The organism is Vreelandella sp. 2A-K22 (assembly GCF_054065485.1).
This window is the reverse complement of the sequence record NZ_JBSUGC010000005.1, coordinates 220482-236043: the sequence shown is the minus strand read 5'-3', so window position 1 is coordinate 236043 and position 15562 is coordinate 220482. Positions and strand designations below refer to the sequence as shown.

General features: G+C 54.4%; 17 protein-coding genes. 12 read left to right on the top strand and 5 right to left on the bottom strand.

Features of this window, described 5'->3' with window-relative positions:
- Window positions 1-115: 115 nt before the first annotated feature.
- Both ACW17M_RS09040 and ACW17M_RS09035 read left to right on the top strand, forming a co-directional pair.
- A complete protein-coding gene (locus ACW17M_RS09040; RefSeq protein WP_009287642.1) occupies window positions 116-1189 on the top strand; it encodes a tartrate dehydrogenase in 1074 nt (357 codons plus the stop codon).
- A 160-nt stretch (window positions 1190-1349) separates the two neighbouring features.
- A complete protein-coding gene (locus ACW17M_RS09035; RefSeq protein ID WP_027960127.1) occupies window positions 1350-2378 on the top strand; it encodes an SMP-30/gluconolactonase/LRE family protein in 1029 nt (342 codons plus the stop codon).
- A 110-nt stretch (window positions 2379-2488) separates the two neighbouring features.
- On the opposite strand, the gene wrbA is transcribed toward ACW17M_RS09035, so the two are convergent.
- Window positions 2489-3088, bottom strand: coding sequence for an NAD(P)H:quinone oxidoreductase (wrbA, locus tag ACW17M_RS09030; RefSeq protein WP_041158170.1), 600 nt, complete (start codon window positions 3086-3088; stop codon window positions 2489-2491).
- A gap of 231 nt (window positions 3089-3319) precedes the next feature.
- Here wrbA and ACW17M_RS09025 point away from each other — a divergent pair, with 231 nt between their 5' ends.
- The 7 genes from ACW17M_RS09025 to ACW17M_RS08995 all read left to right on the top strand — a co-directional run bounded on the left by ACW17M_RS09025 (window position 3320) and on the right by ACW17M_RS08995 (window position 9290).
- The gene (locus ACW17M_RS09025) at window positions 3320-3760 is read left to right on the top strand and encodes a hemerythrin domain-containing protein (RefSeq protein ID WP_022522700.1); all 441 of its coding nucleotides are present in this window, start codon (window positions 3320-3322) and stop codon (window positions 3758-3760) included.
- A 233-nt stretch (window positions 3761-3993) separates the two neighbouring features.
- Window positions 3994-4971, top strand: coding sequence for a succinylglutamate desuccinylase (locus ACW17M_RS09020; protein WP_457547285.1), 978 nt, complete (start codon window positions 3994-3996; stop codon window positions 4969-4971).
- Window positions 4972-5182: 211 nt separating this feature from the next.
- Complete coding sequence (locus ACW17M_RS09015; protein ID WP_022522698.1) at window positions 5183-5953, top strand: ABC transporter ATP-binding protein; 771 nt, start codon at window positions 5183-5185, stop codon at window positions 5951-5953.
- A 15-nt stretch (window positions 5954-5968) separates the two neighbouring features.
- Window positions 5969-6673: an ABC transporter permease gene (locus ACW17M_RS09010; protein ID WP_027960125.1), complete on the top strand. Its 705-nt coding sequence runs from the start codon at window positions 5969-5971 to the stop codon at window positions 6671-6673.
- Window positions 6673-7404 carry an ABC transporter permease gene (locus ACW17M_RS09005; protein WP_457547284.1) on the top strand — a complete coding sequence of 244 codons (732 nt, stop codon included), beginning with the start codon at window positions 6673-6675 and terminating at the stop codon, window positions 7402-7404. The genes ACW17M_RS09010 and ACW17M_RS09005 overlap by 1 nt, the downstream gene beginning before the upstream one ends.
- Before the next feature lie 176 nt (window positions 7405-7580).
- On the top strand, window positions 7581-8348 hold the full coding sequence (locus ACW17M_RS09000) for a transporter substrate-binding domain-containing protein (protein ID WP_009287639.1): 768 nt from the start codon (window positions 7581-7583) through the stop codon (window positions 8346-8348).
- A gap of 138 nt (window positions 8349-8486) precedes the next feature.
- Entirely contained in the window at window positions 8487-9290 is an 804-nt protein-coding gene (locus tag ACW17M_RS08995; RefSeq protein WP_161462975.1) for a TraX family protein, read from the top strand.
- A 149-nt stretch (window positions 9291-9439) separates the two neighbouring features.
- Here ACW17M_RS08995 and ACW17M_RS08990 read toward each other — a convergent pair whose 3' ends face one another.
- Entirely contained in the window at window positions 9440-10579 is a 1140-nt protein-coding gene (locus ACW17M_RS08990; protein ID WP_457547283.1) for a 5-(carboxyamino)imidazole ribonucleotide synthase, read from the bottom strand.
- A gap of 11 nt (window positions 10580-10590) precedes the next feature.
- Window positions 10591-11106 carry a 5-(carboxyamino)imidazole ribonucleotide mutase gene (gene purE, locus ACW17M_RS08985; protein ID WP_022522693.1) on the bottom strand — a complete coding sequence of 172 codons (516 nt, stop codon included), beginning with the start codon at window positions 11104-11106 and terminating at the stop codon, window positions 10591-10593.
- Window positions 11107-11325: 219 nt separating this feature from the next.
- On the opposite strand from purE, the gene ACW17M_RS08980 reads away from it, so the two are divergent.
- Window positions 11326-11598 carry an XRE family transcriptional regulator gene (locus tag ACW17M_RS08980; protein WP_008958942.1) on the top strand — a complete coding sequence of 91 codons (273 nt, stop codon included), beginning with the start codon at window positions 11326-11328 and terminating at the stop codon, window positions 11596-11598.
- Window positions 11599-11726: 128 nt separating this feature from the next.
- Here ACW17M_RS08980 and chrA read toward each other — a convergent pair whose 3' ends face one another.
- Window positions 11727-12920 carry a chromate efflux transporter gene (gene chrA, locus ACW17M_RS08975; protein WP_457547282.1) on the bottom strand — a complete coding sequence of 398 codons (1194 nt, stop codon included), beginning with the start codon at window positions 12918-12920 and terminating at the stop codon, window positions 11727-11729.
- Window positions 12921-13032: 112 nt separating this feature from the next.
- Window positions 13033-14715 (bottom strand): dihydroxy-acid dehydratase, encoded by a 1683-nt coding sequence (gene ilvD / locus ACW17M_RS08970; protein ID WP_009287633.1) that lies wholly within the window; start codon window positions 14713-14715, stop codon window positions 13033-13035.
- A gap of 172 nt (window positions 14716-14887) precedes the next feature.
- On the opposite strand from ilvD, the gene ACW17M_RS08965 reads away from it, so the two are divergent.
- Window positions 14888-15184 carry a type II toxin-antitoxin system RelE/ParE family toxin gene (locus ACW17M_RS08965; protein WP_022522690.1) on the top strand — a complete coding sequence of 99 codons (297 nt, stop codon included), beginning with the start codon at window positions 14888-14890 and terminating at the stop codon, window positions 15182-15184.
- 4 nt (window positions 15185-15188) lie between these two features.
- Entirely contained in the window at window positions 15189-15503 is a 315-nt protein-coding gene (locus ACW17M_RS08960) for an addiction module antidote protein (protein WP_022522689.1), read from the top strand.
- Window positions 15504-15562 lie beyond the last annotated feature (59 nt).

Below are 15562 nucleotides of genomic sequence, written 5' to 3'. Positions count from 1 at the left end.
TAGCCTGATTATCTCCATCAAAATAGCCGCTACACTCTATTTACTATTCACGACTCACGACTCACGACTCACGACTCACAAGCATAAAAAGTAACTAACAAGGTAAGGAACCACTATGACCCACCGTATTGCCATTATCGCCGGTGACGGCATCGGCACCGAAGTCATGCCTGAAGGCATCCGCGCCCTTGAAGCGACCGCCAAGCGCTTTAATCTTGATCTTGAGTTCACCACCTTTGAGTTTGGCAGCTGCGACTATTACCTGGAACACGGCAAAATGCTGCCGGATGATTGGTTTGAGCAGTTAAAAGGTTTTGATGCGCTGTTTTATGGCGCTGTGGGCTGGCCCGACAAAGTACCCGACCATATTTCCCTGTGGGGCTCACTGCTGCAATTCCGGCGCCGCTTTGATCAGTACATCAACCTGCGCCCCTGCAAGCTCATGCCCGGCATTAAAAGCCCGCTAGCAGGCCGTAAACCCGGGGATATCGACTTTTACGTGGTGCGTGAGAACACTGAAGGCGAGTACTCAAGCGTTGGTGGCAAAATGTTTGAAGGCACCGACCGTGAAGTGGTCATTCAAGACACGGTCATGACCCGCACCGGCGTAGACCGCGTATTGAAATACGCCTTTGAACTGGCCCAAACTCGCCCGCGTAAAAAGCTCACCTCCGCGACCAAGTCCAACGGCATCTCAATCACTATGCCGTATTGGGATGAACGTGTGGTCGAAATGGCGAAGGGCTACCCTGAAATCGCGGTGGATAAATTTCATATCGATATTCTTACCGCCAACTTCGTTCTCCACCCGGATTGGTTTGATGTCGTCGTGGGCAGCAATCTGTTTGGCGATATTCTTTCTGATCTCGGCCCCGCCTGCACCGGCACGATAGGCATTGCCCCTTCAGCCAACATCAACCCAGAAGGCAACTTTCCGAGCTTGTTCGAGCCAGTACACGGCAGCGCGCCGGATATCGCCGGTAAGGGTATTGCCAACCCTATCGGTCAAATCTGGTCAGGCGCCATGATGCTGGAGCACCTCGGTTACAAAGAAGCCGGTGACGCAATAGTCACGGCCATTGAGGAAGTATTGAGCGAAGGGGATGCCACCGTACTTACCCGCGATGTGGGTGGAGAAGGCACCACTGCAAGCCTAGGCAAGGCGATTGCCAACGCTATTTCGCACTGACACACATATGGCATAAAGATTGGCTGTCTGGTTGAATCCAACCGGGCAGCCAATGTATGTTTTTTAATCGCTTATGTTCTACATTTGTCCTGAGGGTGGAAGAAACATCAGTTTCACTTCGCTCATAACAACATCAACAAACAACCATCAGGACAATGCTATGAAACTTGGACGCCGTCAGTTCCTTTCGGCATCGGCCGCCCTGGCCGCTGTTGGCACATCGCCCCAGCTTTTTGCTTTGCAGAGCTCACAAGGTTCCACCCCGGAACGATACCCAATCGATGCCTGGAAAGTCGAAGATTCCCGCTTTAGTGATTACATGATTTTTAACAGTCCTCTAGAACGCCACTGGAGTGGAGGTCTGTGGACAGAGGGGCCAGCATGGAACGCCGTCGGTCGTTATGTTGTTTTCAGCGACATACCTCGTGCCAAGCAGATGCGCTGGGACGAATCCACTGGTCAAGTCAGCGTATTGAGAGACAATGTCGGCCACTCTAACGGTAATACCTTCGATCATCAGGGGCGGCTAATTGCTTGCGAGCACTATCCCTCACGCGTTTTACGCTACGAGTGGGACGGCAGCACAACGGTGCTCGCCGAGCGCTATCAGGGCAAACCGCTCAATGCCCCTAATGACGTGGTGGCACTGCCCTCGGGTGGAGTGATCTTCACCGATCCAGGCTATGGAGCTCACTTCGACTACGAGGGCAAAAAACGAGACCTGGAGCTAGAAACGGCCATCTATTACGTCGATGACAGCCTGGATGAGCCCATCATGCTGACCGACGATATTTATAAGCCAAACGGCATTGTATTAACGCCGGATGGCGAAGGGTTCTACGCCAGTGACAGTGCCCCCACCCATTTCGACGAACCCGCGCGAATTATTCGCTGGTCGCTGGGTGAAGATGGTCGCAGTGTCAGCGACCGGCAAGTTATCGTGACCAGCGAAGACACTATTTTCGACGGCATGGCCTGTGACGTGGATGGCAATATCTGGTCAAGTGCCAATGGTGGTGAAGGTATCGACGGAGTAGTGGTTTTCTCACCGGAAGGCACCTTGCTGGGCCGAGTATTGCTACCCGAAGTCTGCTCGAACGTGTGTTTTGCGGGCAAGAGCCGCAATCGACTATTTATGACGGCCAGTCAATCCGTCTACACAATTTACACGGCGGCACGCGGAGCATAGTAAAACTATAATCCCAGCCACAATATCCCAACCCCAAAAAAAGCCTCGCCGGATATATCCGGCGAGGCTTTTACTTGGCTGACTCGTATATGTCTTGGCTAGTAAACTAATTAACTGGCCAGTTTAGCCGCCGTTTTTGCGACCAACTCGCCTTGGAAACGGGCGATTTTCAGCTCACGCTCGTCAGGTTGGCGTGAGCCATCACCACCAGCAATGGTTGCGGCGCCGTAAGGCGTACCGCCGCTGACTTTGGAAATATCAAACTGCTCTTCGAGACCGTAACCAATCGGCACGATGATCATGCCGTGGTGGGCCAGCGTGGTCCAAGTAGAGGTAATGGTCATCTCATCGCCGCCACCAGTACCGGTAGAGGTGAACACGCTAGCGACTTTGCCACGCAGAGCACCGTTCGCCCACAGGCCACCGGTCTGATCCAGGAAGGTACGCATTTGACCGGCCATATTCCCAAAGCGGGTGGGCGTACCGAAAATGATCGCATCGTAATCGGCAAGCTCTTGAGGCGTCGCTTCCGGCGTGTCGTAATCCTGCTTACCGCCTGCATTCTTGAACGCCTCTTCAGGCATGGTTTCAGGAACGCGTTTCACCGCCACCTCAACACCGCTCACACCCTTTGCGCCTTCTGCCACAGCCTGAGCCAGCGTATCAATATGGCCATACATGGAATAATAAAGTACCAGTACCTTTGTCATTACTATCTCCTTCACTTATGAATAGTGCAGTTATGAGTAGTGCAGTGAGCGTCGCCTAAAGTGGGCGTCGCCTAATAAGTAGTAAACACAACATAGCGCACTCAAGCATAGAAAAAAGCGAATGTTTTCGTCCGTGGGCGTCGATTTCATCGACGAACGCCATCTTGCACTTTACGCCAACCACCACTAGCTTTTGACTTGCCTACATCAAACGTATCCAAGGAGTCTGGAATGACGATTTTTGAAGCCCTGCGCAAGGATCACGATATTCAGCGCGACCTGCTCGCCCGCTTAGTTGAAACACATGGAGACAGCGATGAGCGAGATAAACTGTATCAGCAGGTACGGGCAGAGCTGCATTATCACGCCGCTGCCGAAGAGCGGGCGCTCTATATCCCAATGATGTCAATCGACCTGACTCAGGAAAAAGCCCGCCATAGCGTTGCCGAACATCATGAAATTGATGAGCTTTTAGAACTGCTTGATGAAACTGACTACAGTGCAACCCACTGGTTGACCCACGCCAAACAGCTCCAGGATTTAGTCACTCACCACCTGGATGAAGAAGAGCAAGAGGTTTTCCAGCTGGCGGGCCGTGGCCTGCAAGATAAACAAAAGACATCGCTTGCTAGCGAGTACCAGGAAGAAATGCAGCGCCAGCGTTCAGCGTAACGTGATGAACAAATTGAAAAACGCTCATGCACCCCATGGGCGTTTTTTGCTGTTAGCGATTAAATAAAGCCACTTTTCAGCTTTCGCGTGTTTCATGAAGACGCTTTTTCACGAATACGCTAGGCTTTTACACGCGAACGACCTGCGGGCTTGTGGCATACGCCCAGCGTGGTAAACCTAGGCTCGCTTTTATACTGACAACGATACTCAAAACAGTTAACTGAGGAGCGACAATGCTAGGCCAATGGCTCGACTGGTCGCTTGATGGGCAACTCCCCACCGCCAGCCAAGGCGTCTTCGCCAGCGGCACTTATCATTTGCATGCGCCTGGTATTTTGGAGCTCACCCCTAACACGGTAAGCCAAAGCGCCCACACGTGCATTTTTTCAGCGGCGATCCATGGCAATGAAACCGCACCGGTTGAACTGGTGGGTGAATGGTTAAGCGGCGTAGAAGCGGGCAGCATATCGCTCGGCGCTCCTGTGCTGGTGATTTTAGGCAACCTGCCCGCGCTTAAGGCACAGCAGCGTTTTCTTACCACCAATTTAAACCGACTGTTTAGCCGCGAGCTAACTGCGAAGGGCGAGGAGCCAGATCGCGCCAGAGAATTAATGGCCGCCGTGGATAGGTTTTATGCTCGCCATGCCGAACTCCCCAAACTGCACTACGACCTGCATACCGCAATTCGGGATAGCCGCTACCCCCGTTTTGTAGTGGAGCCCTTTGCAGAATCCTCCACCGATGCTGAGCAGTGGGGCTGGCTGGCAGCGGCGGGTATGCAGGCGGTGCTACACCAACATCAGCACAGCTGGACATTCTCCCACTACAGCAAGCACTATCACGCCGCTCAGGCATTTACCTTTGAGCTAGGGCGGGTAGCGCCTTTTGGCCACAACGATATGGCATCATTACAACCGATGCGTACACTACTCACCGCGCTTAGTGAAGGGCATACGCCACCTAATCAGCCCGCCACGCAAATGCAGTTTTTCCAGGTTCAACACGAGTTAATGCGTCACTCGGAGGACTTTACACTCTGTTTTGCCGAGAACACAGCCAACTTCAGCCGCTTTGAGCCCGGCACTCTGCTGGCCCAAGACGGTAAGTCGGGTGAGTTTCGGGTAGGCGATACGCCCCTTCATGTGGTGTTTCCTAACGCACAAGTAGAGGTGGGCGCCCGTGCCGCGCTGTTGGTGGCGCCTATCGTTTAACCCCCCAAGCAGGATCTACTTTAGCCAAGACAATAACAATGGTGAGGCGACAACAGGACCCTCGACGTCGATACGACTATCGTCGAGTGCATAATGTTAGAAGGAAAGCGCGCATAATGCGCCCAGCCTGATAGAATCGCCCCTTTTTCGCGCCAGCCGCATCAAACAAACCCACTTGTTGCTGCGGCAACTCTGTACTGGAGCCAATGATATGGCCGCTACGCCTACTCCCCTTGAAGTGCGTAATATTAAAAAACGCTTTGGCGATACGGAAGTTCTGAAAGGTCTTTCATTACAAGCCCAAAAGGGCGATGTGATTACCCTGATTGGTGCCTCTGGATCGGGTAAAAGTACTTTTTTGCGCTGCATGAACTTGCTTGAACAGCCCGACGATGGCGACCTCATTGTCCATGGCGAACCCATTCGCTTTAAGACCACGAAGCACGGCCGCGAACCTGAAGATTGGAAGCAGGTGGTACAAATGCGCGCCAAGCTCTCCATGGTGTTCCAGAGCTTTAACCTGTGGGCCCACATGACGCTGCTCGAAAACATCATCGAAGCGCCGATTCATGTGCTGAAAAAACCCAAAAAAGAAGCCTTGGAGCACGCCCATGCACTGCTCGATCGGGTTGGCTTAACGGCCCGCGCCAACGCCTACCCAGCACAGATGTCCGGCGGCCAACAGCAGCGCGGCGCTATTGCCCGCGCACTGGCGATGGATCCAGAAGTGATGCTGTTTGACGAACCCACCTCCGCCCTTGACCCGGAATTGGTCGGTGACGTATTGAAAGTCATGCACGACCTCGCTGAAGAGGGGCGCACCATGGTCGTGGTGACTCACGAGATGGGGTTTGCCCGTGATGTCTCTAGCCAAGTGATTTACCTTCACCAGGGCCTGGTGGAAGAGGCTGGCCCGCCCGATCAAGTGTTAGGCAACCCGCAATCACCGCGCCTGCAGCAATTCCTGGCACCTAATTACTGATCCGCGAGGCTGACCATGATTGATTTACAAGGGTATGGCCCCCGGCTGATCGAAGGGGCTGGCGTCACCATCCAATTAGCGGTGTTGTCGCTGATTTTAGCGATTATTTTAGGGCTCCTGACCGCCAGCGCGAAGATGTCGCGCAACTGGTTAGCTCATCGTCTTGCCACGCTTTACACCACACTTATTCGCGGTGTGCCCGACCTCGTGTTGATGATGCTGTTTTTTTTCGGCGGCCAAATTGGCGTCAACATGATCACCGACTGGATTTACTACTCGTTCGATATCGATATTTTTATCAATATTAATGCCTTCGTCGCGGGCGTTGTCACCATTGGGCTAATCTTCGGGGCCTATATGGGGGAAACCTTTCGCGGCGCTTTTATGGCGGTCGATAATGGGCAAATCGAAGCAGGTAAAGCCTATGGCATGAGCGATGGGCTGGTTTTTCGTCGCGTCCGTTTTCCGCAGATGATGCGCCATGCGCTGCCTGGCCTTTCCAACAACTGGATGGTATTGCTCAAAACCACAGCACTGGTTTCGGTAATCGGGCTTTCTGATATGGTGCGTGTCGCCTCAGAAGCCTCTAAAGCGACGCGCGAACCTTTCACTTTCATGATTATTGTCGCGCTTATCTATCTACTCATCGCCAGCGTTTCGGAATGGATCTTTGCTCGTCTGCAAAAACGCTACAACATTGGCTATGGGGAGGCAGACTAATGACCGCTTTCATGACATGGCTCGAAAATCAGCTTGCCGAGAACAGTATTTTCACGCTGCAAACGCTTTCCTACTATGGCGATGGGCTGACCACCACGGTGCAACTGGTCTTTTTATCGCTGGTCATTGGCTTAATCGCTGCGGTACCCCTTGCCATTGGGCGTGGTTCAAAACGCGCCTGGATTAAGTGGCCTATTTTTGCTTACACCTATGTTTTTCGTGGCACACCGCTACTCATCCAACTCTACCTGATTTATTACGGCGTGGTGTTTGTGGACGGAATCCAAGAAAGTTGGCTATGGGTGATACTTGAAGAACCGTTCGTTCCCGCACTCATTGCATTTACCCTCAACACCGCCGCCTATACGACCGAGATTTTTCGCGGCGCGATTAAGTCTACCTCGAAAGGTGAAATTGAAGCGGCTCGTGCCTATGGCATGTCACCTCAGCAGACCATGCGGCGCATTATTATCCCCAGCGCTTTTCGTCGCGCACTGCCGGCCTACGGCAACGAAGTCATTTTCATGCTACATGCCAGCGCTATTGCCAGCGTAGTGACGATTATGGACCTGACCGGCGCGGCGCGCTTTGTATATGCGCGTTTTTATGCACCTTTTGACGCATTCTTGTTTGTGGCAGCGATATACCTGTGTTTAACCTTCACCATCCTGTATCTCTTTCGTTATCTAGAAAAAAAGCTGCTCGCACATCTACAGCCACAGAACTCCTAGTGTGAAACAAACGTTGGTTTACGAATCATCAAGCGCTTTTCGTCAACGCCGAGTTAGGATAAGTTATCAATGATCATCACAACGCAACCTGTGACTAACGTGGTCAACGCCATATAGGCAACGCCATCATTAGGCGGTGGTTGCTTAGATGAACTCTGCTTCCAAGGAGATACATAATGAAAAAACTGCTGTCTGTCTCACTGCTAGGCTTAGCCGTTGCAGCAAGCGCCGCCCAGGCGCAAGAAGACCAACTACGTATCGGGGTTGATGTGCCTTACGAGCCGATGGAATATCGCACGCCGGATGGCGAGCTGACCGGCTTTGATATCGACCTGGGCAACGCCCTCTGTGAGCGTATCGGTGTTGAATGTGAATGGGTTGTACAGGGCTGGGACGGCATTATCCCGGGTCTCATGGCACGTAAATACGACGCTATTATGTCCTCCATGACGATCAATGATGACCGTCGCGAGCAAGTGCTGTTCTCTGACCCCTACATCACCCCACCGTCCGCCTGGTTTGCTCCTGAAGGCACCGACCTTGATGCAACCAATGAAGAGTCGCTCGCCGGCATGACCATCGGCGTTCAGCGCGGCACTCTGCAGGACAATTACGTCACCGACATGTATGGCGATGTCGCCGACATCAACCGCTATTCTACCGCCGATGACATGGTGCTGGACATGGAGTCCGAGCGTTTGGACATCTTGTTCCTCGACTACCCAGTCGGTAAGTCCACGTTACTGGATAGCGAAGAAGGCAACTACGTTGTTGTCGGCGAGATGCTCACCGAACCTAAAGAGTATTTTGGTGATGGCTTTGGTATCGCGTTCCGTCAACGCGACGAAGCACTCGCTGAGCAGTTCAACGAAGCCCTGGCTGAAGTGAAAGAAGACGGCACTTACGACGAGATCTACAACCGTTATTTCGGTGGGCAAGAGTAAGCATCACAGCAAGCCTTAGTGTCCATCACCCCGGCAACCGCCGGGGTGATGCGTTTCTACCTAACGCTGAAAATTCAGTGAACTAGGTAAAGCTACCTCTGTCTGTGTATCATCGAGCATGTTCAACACGGAGGTTTTATGGCTCACCCGACTAGCCCACATGCAGGCACGCTACCTCGCCTCTCTTCTCACTGGACCGGCTGGGGGCAGTGGCTGGCGCTGATCACCATGACCGTGGATCACCTCACTCGCTATGTGCTGCCCGGCGATTGGGATCTAAGCTGGGCCGGGTCTTCCATTGGCCGTATCGCCTTCCCGCTGTTTGCCGCCATGGTGGCCTGGCACGGCCTGTTTAATACCCGCAACCCACTGCGCTACTCGCGCCGAATTCTAATTATCGGCTTGGTTGCCCAACTCCCCTACATGATGATGCCACGCTCATCAGACGCATTTATCCTCAACGTCTGCTTTACCCTGGCCAGTGGTTTAACCTTAGGTGCGCTAGTGCGCCAAGGCTGGCAGCACTACCAGCAGCAAACGTTAGGTTTGCCCTGGTTGTTAGCCGGTGCAGCGGTTGGTGTGACCGCGTGGTACCTGCTCGGTTTTTGGGTGGAGTACGGGCACAACGGACTGCTGCTGATTCCGCTATTAATGTTCGCGATGCATGCCTTGAGCCAAACTGAGAACCATTTCCAAGCTCGCCTATGGGCAGGCCTAGCGGCATTTCCAGCACTCTGGATTGCCGGGCAAATGAATGCCTCTGACATGGCCAAATCGTTTACTGTAGGTACGTGCCTCATCGTGTTGGTACTTGCTGCAGGTGCAGCACAACGAATCCCCCCCGTCTACTTAGTGATGCCGCGGCGTTTATGGTTAGCGTGGTACCCCGGCCACTTTGCGTTAATCGCTTTATGGGTGCTGCTAATTGGTCAATTGGCTTAAGCCCAGACGGCGTTCCAAAGGTCTGCCTAATGGCTGGTTTTTGTTGTCGTTCCTTTTTAGCGTATTTAAGTATTTTTAGCGCTATAAGTTGTGTGGTTGGTCAACATGATAAAAAAAGCCGCCTAGGCTAAGACAGGCGGCATTGGTAGCTACTGCTTAATGGAAAAGCTAAGCGCTGGCGGAGGTGCCTCCGGCAGCAACGCGCTACAGGAGTTCACTTTTTCCAGTAGTTCGGCATGGTTAGGTGCCAGAATATTGACGTGGGCGAGCTTACGTCCGGCGCGCTCTGCTTTGTCGTAGCGATGCAGGTGCGTATTAGCAAGCGCTAGAATCGCCGCGTTATCGCCTTCACGCCCAATCACGTTAATCATGCAGGTGGGGGCAATCGCCTGGGTATCGCCTAAGGGCAAGCCCTGTATCGCGCGCAGGTGGTTTTCGAACTGGCTGGTCACCGCGCCATCCATTGTCCAGTGGCCGGAGTTATGCACCCGGGGCGCCATTTCGTTGGCGAGCAGGCTGCCATCGCGGGTTTGAAACAGCTCTAGCGCTAGCACGCCCACGTAATCCAGCTCATCGAGCAGCGCACGAATATAGCCATCAGCGGTTTGCTGAACGCTGGCGTCCAGATCCGGCAGCGGCGCCACGGAGTAGCGCAGGATGCCATCCACATGCTGGTTCTCGGCCATGGGGTAGAACACCACCTCGCCATCGCGACCGCGCACGGCAATCATCGAGACTTCCCGCACGAAGTCGACGAAGGCCTCAACGACCAACTGCGAATGGCCAATTGCGCTCCACGCCTCGCCAGCTTGCTCGGGCTGTTTCAAGACTGCCTGGCCTTTACCGTCGTAGCCTTCAGTGACCGATTTAGCCACCACCGGGCAACCCAACTCACGGGCGGCAGCTTCAAGCTGCTCGGCGCTCTCGACCACCCGGTAAGCGGGGGTCGGAATGCCTAAGCGATCAAACAGCGTCTTCTCTTCGACCCGGTTCTGGCACACTTCAATGGCACGACTGCTGGGATAAACCGGCTTGTGCTGCTCAATTTCGCGCAACAGTTGAACGGGCAGGTGTTCGAACTCGTAGGTCACTACATCAACCTTGGCCAAAAACTCAGCCAGGTGCTGGTTATTAGGATCGACAATTACATCGCCAATCCCAGCACTGGGATTACCCGTAGTATCTAAAAAAGTGAAACGATTACCCAGCGGATAACCCGCTAGCGCCAACATGCGGCCTAATTGACCTGCACCCAGTACGCCAATGTTTTTTGCAATACCAGAGTTCATAGCCAGACTCCTTATTCCGCTTCCGGCTCGGGGCGCGGGTCAGGGTTGTCGAGAACTTTCTGAGTCTGCTCTGCGCGAAACGCTTCTACCGCACTTCTCACGGTCGCATCTTGCAGGCCAACAATCTGCGCTGCTAACAACCCTGCGTTAGTCGCGCCCGCTTTGCCAATCGCCAGTGTGCCCACTGCGATGCCGCCGGGCATCTGGGCAATGGAGAGTAGCGAATCCAAACCTTTGAGCGCTTTCGACTCAACAGGTACACCCAGCACCGGTAGCGGCGTTTGCGAGGCCACCATGCCTGGCAAGTGCGCAGCGCCGCCCGCGCCTGCCACAATTACCTGCAAACCGCGCTCGGCAGCGCTCTTGGCATAGTCAAACAGCAGGTCAGGTGTACGGTGTGCTGACACCACGCGAGTTTCATAAGCCACGCCCAAACGCTCCAGCATGGAAACAGCGTGCTCCATGACTGGCCAGTCGGACTTGGATCCCATGATCACGCCCACCTTGGGTGCGCTGTTCGACGACATGCAAAACTCCTCGGCCCAACGGCCTATAAAAAGCGAAACTAAATTAAAAAACAGCGTGCGCCGGGTCAGGCACACATCAAAATAGGAAGGCGAATAGTCTACCAGAGCTAGCCCGTTTGCGGGCGTTGCCGAGGTCGCGAAATTTTCATCAAAATAGGCATTGAAATGCGCACCGGTTGGCGGCATTGTGTGTTTGTCATTTCAGACTGATGGAGCCACATGAGCACGGCACGCGCAACTGCCACTGCGGAACAGCTTGATCCTCCGCGAAGCAGCCCTGACCTCGACGTCAGGGAACTTGAAAAACGTACGCGATTAATGCGTATTATCACGCGTCTGATCGCCGTATCAGACTTAGGAAGCCGAGAAATTGCCCGCCGGGCAGGGCTTCCCGTTCAGAAAATCAGCGACCTGCTCGCCGGAAGGCTTGAGCATCTGGGAGTGGATGAACTTCACGCCCTGCGTCGCACCTTAGAGCTGGAGGCGCCATAGCAGACACTTTTTCTGCTGTTCCCACTTCTCCACTCCACGCAGGCCGCCTCCCGGCGGTCTGCCAAGAAAGCTTTTTTTTCACGCCTACCCCAATCCCGAGATTACTTCACTTCGTTCGTAATGACGGCTCATGGCGCAATCGCAATACCCCCAAACGCTACAACAACCACCACTACCCAAGCGGGCAGCTTCCATACGGTTAATAGCAAGAAACCGGTTAACGCCAGGGCAAACTCCTCTGCACCAATGATCGCACTCGTCCACACCGGCTGATAAAGCGCTGCGCCTAAAATGCCTACCACCGCCGCATTGGCACCGCGCATTAGCGCCTGGGCACTGCCCCACTGACGAAATTGATTCCAAAACGGCAGCACGCCCACTAACAGCAAAAAGCCGGGGATAAAGATTGCCAGCAGCGCCAGCAAAGCACCGACTAAACCATTGATACCGGGCAGCAGCGCGCCTAAGTAAGCCGCAAACGTAAACAGCGGCCCCGGTACCGCCTGGGCGGCACCGTAACCAGCCAAAAACTCATCCGACGTAAGCCAACCCGACTGCACCACTTCCGCTTCCAACAGCGGAAGCACTACGTGCCCGCCACCAAACACTAATGCGCCTGAACGGTAAAACGCATCGGCGATATCCAGCCAAACCGCCATCCCCGCCAATAACGGCAGCAGAATCAACAGCCCTGCGAATACCCCCAGCGCCACCATGCCTGCCTTACGCGTCACCGGAAAATGCAGCGACTCACTTGCCGTAGCGGCAGCGCTATCGCGACACAGTGTTAGCCCGGCTAAGCCCCCCAACACAATCGCCGACACCTGACCCAGTGGGCCACTGACCAGCACCACCGTAAATACCGCCGCAAGCGCGATTCCCGTGCGGGTTTTATCCGGGCAGAGATTACGCGCCATGCCCCACACCGCGTGGGCAACAATCGCCACCGCCACCACTTTTAAGCCATGGATAATGCCACTGCCAATAGGGCCATCCAGCACCGCCGCGCCAAACGCAAACAGCACCAGGATAATCGCCGAGGGCAGTGTAAACGCCAGCCACGCCATGGCAGCCCCCCAAGGCCCCGCGCGCAATAGGCCAAGAGCAAAGCCCACCTGGCTGCTGGCGGGCCCCGGTAAGAACTGACACAGCGCCACTAGATCAGCATAGGCCTGCTCAGAGAGCCACTGGCGCCGTTCCACAAAGGCCGTGCGAAAATACCCCAGGTGCGCTACCGGGCCGCCAAAGGACGTTAAGCCGAGTGCTAAAAATACCCAAAACACCTCACCTATGCGCCCACGTGCCTGCGTTTGCTCCACCATTTCGGCCACCTGTTATCCCAATAAAAAAGCGCAAGGCTTTTATACTAAGCCTTGCGCTTTAATTCTTTATGACAGCGTGTTCATGAGGATACGCTCATAACGGCAACGCGGATTACTCCTGGTCGGTCACCGCGCCGGTGCTGGCCGAGCTAACCAAACGCGCATACTTAGCCAGCACACCGCGTGTATAGCGGGGTTCTGGCTGCTGCCAGGCGGCGCGGCGGCGCATCAGCTCTTCATCGGAGAGGTCAACGTCGATAGTATCCGCTTCAGCATCGATGGTGATGGTATCGCCATCTTTCACCAGCGCCAACGGGCCGCCGTCAAAAGCTTCTGGTGACACATGGCCGACCACAAAACCGTGGCTGCCACCGGAGAAGCGCCCATCGGTAATTAGTGCCACGTCGTTACCCAAACCACGACCCATAATCGCCGAGGTCGGTGTGAGCATTTCGCGCATACCGGGGCCACCTTTCGGCCCTTCATAGCGAATCACCACCACATCGCCGGCAACGACGGTGCCATCGTTAATACGCGCCTGGGCCTCTTCTTCCGAGCCAAATACCCGCGCTGAACCAGAGAAGCGAGTGCCCTCCTTCCCAGTAATCTTCGCTACCGCGCCTTCCGGTGCCAAGTTGCCGTAGAGCATGCGCAGATGGCTTTCCGTTTTAATCGGATTACCCAGCGATGCAATAATCGGCGGTTCAGCAGGGTAAGGCTCAACCTCAGCAAGGTTCTCTTCCAACGTTTTGCCGGTGACGGTCAAGCAGTTGCCGTTGAGCAAGCCCGCATCCAACAGCATTCTCATCAGCGGCTGAATACCGCCAATCGCCACCAGCTCACTCATCATGTAGTGGCCGCTGGGACGCAGGTCAGCGAGCACCGGTACGCGCTTACCTATTTCAGTGAAATCGGACAGCGACAGTTCAACGCCGATGGTGCGAGCCATGGCGATAAGGTGCAGCACCGCATTGGTAGAGCCACCCAAAGCGATGACGACAGTTATCGCGTTCTCGAACGCCTCGCGGGTCATAATATCGGAGGGTTTGATATCGTCCGCCAGCAGCGCCAGCACCGCCTCGCCCGCCGCTTTACAGTCGTCGCGCTTCTCTTGTGAGATGGCGTTTTGCGCCGAGCTACCCGGCAGGCTCATGCCCAAGGCTTCAATCGCCGACGCCATGGTGTTGGCGGTGTACATGCCACCACAGGAGCCAGGGCCAGGGATCGCCGTTTCTTCGATGTTCTTAAGCTCGATCAGGTCGATATCACCACGGGAGTGCGCGCCCATGGCCTCGAAGACCGAAACGATATCGGTATGCCCCTTGCCGGGCATAATGGTGCCGCCATAGACGAACACGCTGGGGCGATTCAAACGCGCCAGCCCCATCAGGCAACCGGGCATATTCTTATCGCAGCCGCCAATGGCCACTAGGCCATCAAAGCCTTCACAACCGGCGACGGTTTCGATGGAATCGGCGATCACCTCCCGCGACACCAACGAGTACTTCATCCCTTCGGTGCCGTTGGCAATACCATCGGAAATCGTAATGGTATTGAAAATAACACCTTTACCACCGCCTGCATCGGCACCGTCACGGGCAAACTCAGCCAGCTCGTTAATATGACTATTGCAGGGCGTCACCATGCTCCAGGTAGACGCAATGCCTACCTGAGGCTTCTTGAAATCGGCATCTGTAAAGCCCACGGCGCGCAGCATGGCGCGGCTAGCGGCTTTGCCTGGGCCATCGACCACTTGGGAAGAGTGACGACGGGAGTTTTGCGATGAATCAGACATTAGAAATCTCTCTTAGCGTTGTTCACGGTATCTGCATAGCTTGGCGATATATATCGCATCCCGCAAGATGATTAACTTCTGACACCATAGCGTCCCCCCCATCGTTTCTTTGCTTTTAATTAGGCGTCAACCAAAGTTGACACTCACAGAACTGTCAACTATAGTTATCACCATGATCGAGTTGATTAAAACCGATGTCTTCGATAGATGGCTACGCGAGCTTCGCGATATCCGTGCCCGCGCCAAGGTTGAAGCCCGCATCCGACGTTTGAGTCTGGGCAACCCTGGAGATGTGAAGCCGGTCGGTAAAGGCGTTTCTGAACTGCGAATTCCTTATGGGCCAGGCTACCGCGTCTATTATATTACCAAGGGGCCAGTAATCGTGGTTCTGCTGTGCGGTGGTGATAAAGCCACCCAATCCCACGATATCGAACTAGCCAAAGCCATTGCCGCGCAATGGAAGGAGTAACACCATGACCGTTCCTAATGTCACTTTCAGTCACTACGATACTGCTGATTATCTTCAAACTGAGGAGGATATTGCGGCCTATCTTGATGCAGTAATGGAAGAAAATGATCCTGCACTTCTTGCCGCCGCACTTGGTGATATCGCCCGTGCTCGCAACATGAGCCAACTCGCCAAAGACGTTGGAATGAGCCGGGAAGGGCTTTACAAAGCCCTATCGGGGGAAGGAAACCCGGCTTTTGCGACCATTAGCAAAGTAGCCAACTCCTTGGGGTTGCGCCTATCTATTAAACCGCTATCGCGGCCAGAAGCGGGCAGCTAGAGCACTTATCGCCCATGCCTTGCTTTTAGCAACACCTCTGACCAGTGAGTTCGGCTGAT

Coding starts and splice junctions, on each gene's coding strand:
- ACW17M_RS09040 (WP_009287642.1), top strand. CDS start 116: ATGACCCACCGTATTGCCATTATCGCCGGTGACGGCATCGGCACCGAA.
- ACW17M_RS09035 (WP_027960127.1), top strand. CDS start 1,350: ATGAAACTTGGACGCCGTCAGTTCCTTTCGGCATCGGCCGCCCTGGCC.
- wrbA (WP_041158170.1), bottom strand. CDS start 3,088: ATGACAAAGGTACTGGTACTTTATTATTCCATGTATGGCCATATTGAT.
- ACW17M_RS09025 (WP_022522700.1), top strand. CDS start 3,320: ATGACGATTTTTGAAGCCCTGCGCAAGGATCACGATATTCAGCGCGAC.
- ACW17M_RS09020 (WP_457547285.1), top strand. CDS start 3,994: ATGCTAGGCCAATGGCTCGACTGGTCGCTTGATGGGCAACTCCCCACC.
- ACW17M_RS09015 (WP_022522698.1), top strand. CDS start 5,183: ATGGCCGCTACGCCTACTCCCCTTGAAGTGCGTAATATTAAAAAACGC.
- ACW17M_RS09010 (WP_027960125.1), top strand. CDS start 5,969: ATGATTGATTTACAAGGGTATGGCCCCCGGCTGATCGAAGGGGCTGGC.
- ACW17M_RS09005 (WP_457547284.1), top strand. CDS start 6,673: ATGACCGCTTTCATGACATGGCTCGAAAATCAGCTTGCCGAGAACAGT.
- ACW17M_RS09000 (WP_009287639.1), top strand. CDS start 7,581: ATGAAAAAACTGCTGTCTGTCTCACTGCTAGGCTTAGCCGTTGCAGCA.
- ACW17M_RS08995 (WP_161462975.1), top strand. CDS start 8,487: ATGGCTCACCCGACTAGCCCACATGCAGGCACGCTACCTCGCCTCTCT.
- ACW17M_RS08990 (WP_457547283.1), bottom strand. CDS start 10,579: ATGAACTCTGGTATTGCAAAAAACATTGGCGTACTGGGTGCAGGTCAA.
- purE (WP_022522693.1), bottom strand. CDS start 11,106: ATGTCGTCGAACAGCGCACCCAAGGTGGGCGTGATCATGGGATCCAAG.
- ACW17M_RS08980 (WP_008958942.1), top strand. CDS start 11,326: ATGAGCACGGCACGCGCAACTGCCACTGCGGAACAGCTTGATCCTCCG.
- chrA (WP_457547282.1), bottom strand. CDS start 12,920: ATGGTGGAGCAAACGCAGGCACGTGGGCGCATAGGTGAGGTGTTTTGG.
- ilvD (WP_009287633.1), bottom strand. CDS start 14,715: ATGTCTGATTCATCGCAAAACTCCCGTCGTCACTCTTCCCAAGTGGTC.
- ACW17M_RS08965 (WP_022522690.1), top strand. CDS start 14,888: ATGATCGAGTTGATTAAAACCGATGTCTTCGATAGATGGCTACGCGAG.
- ACW17M_RS08960 (WP_022522689.1), top strand. CDS start 15,189: ATGACCGTTCCTAATGTCACTTTCAGTCACTACGATACTGCTGATTAT.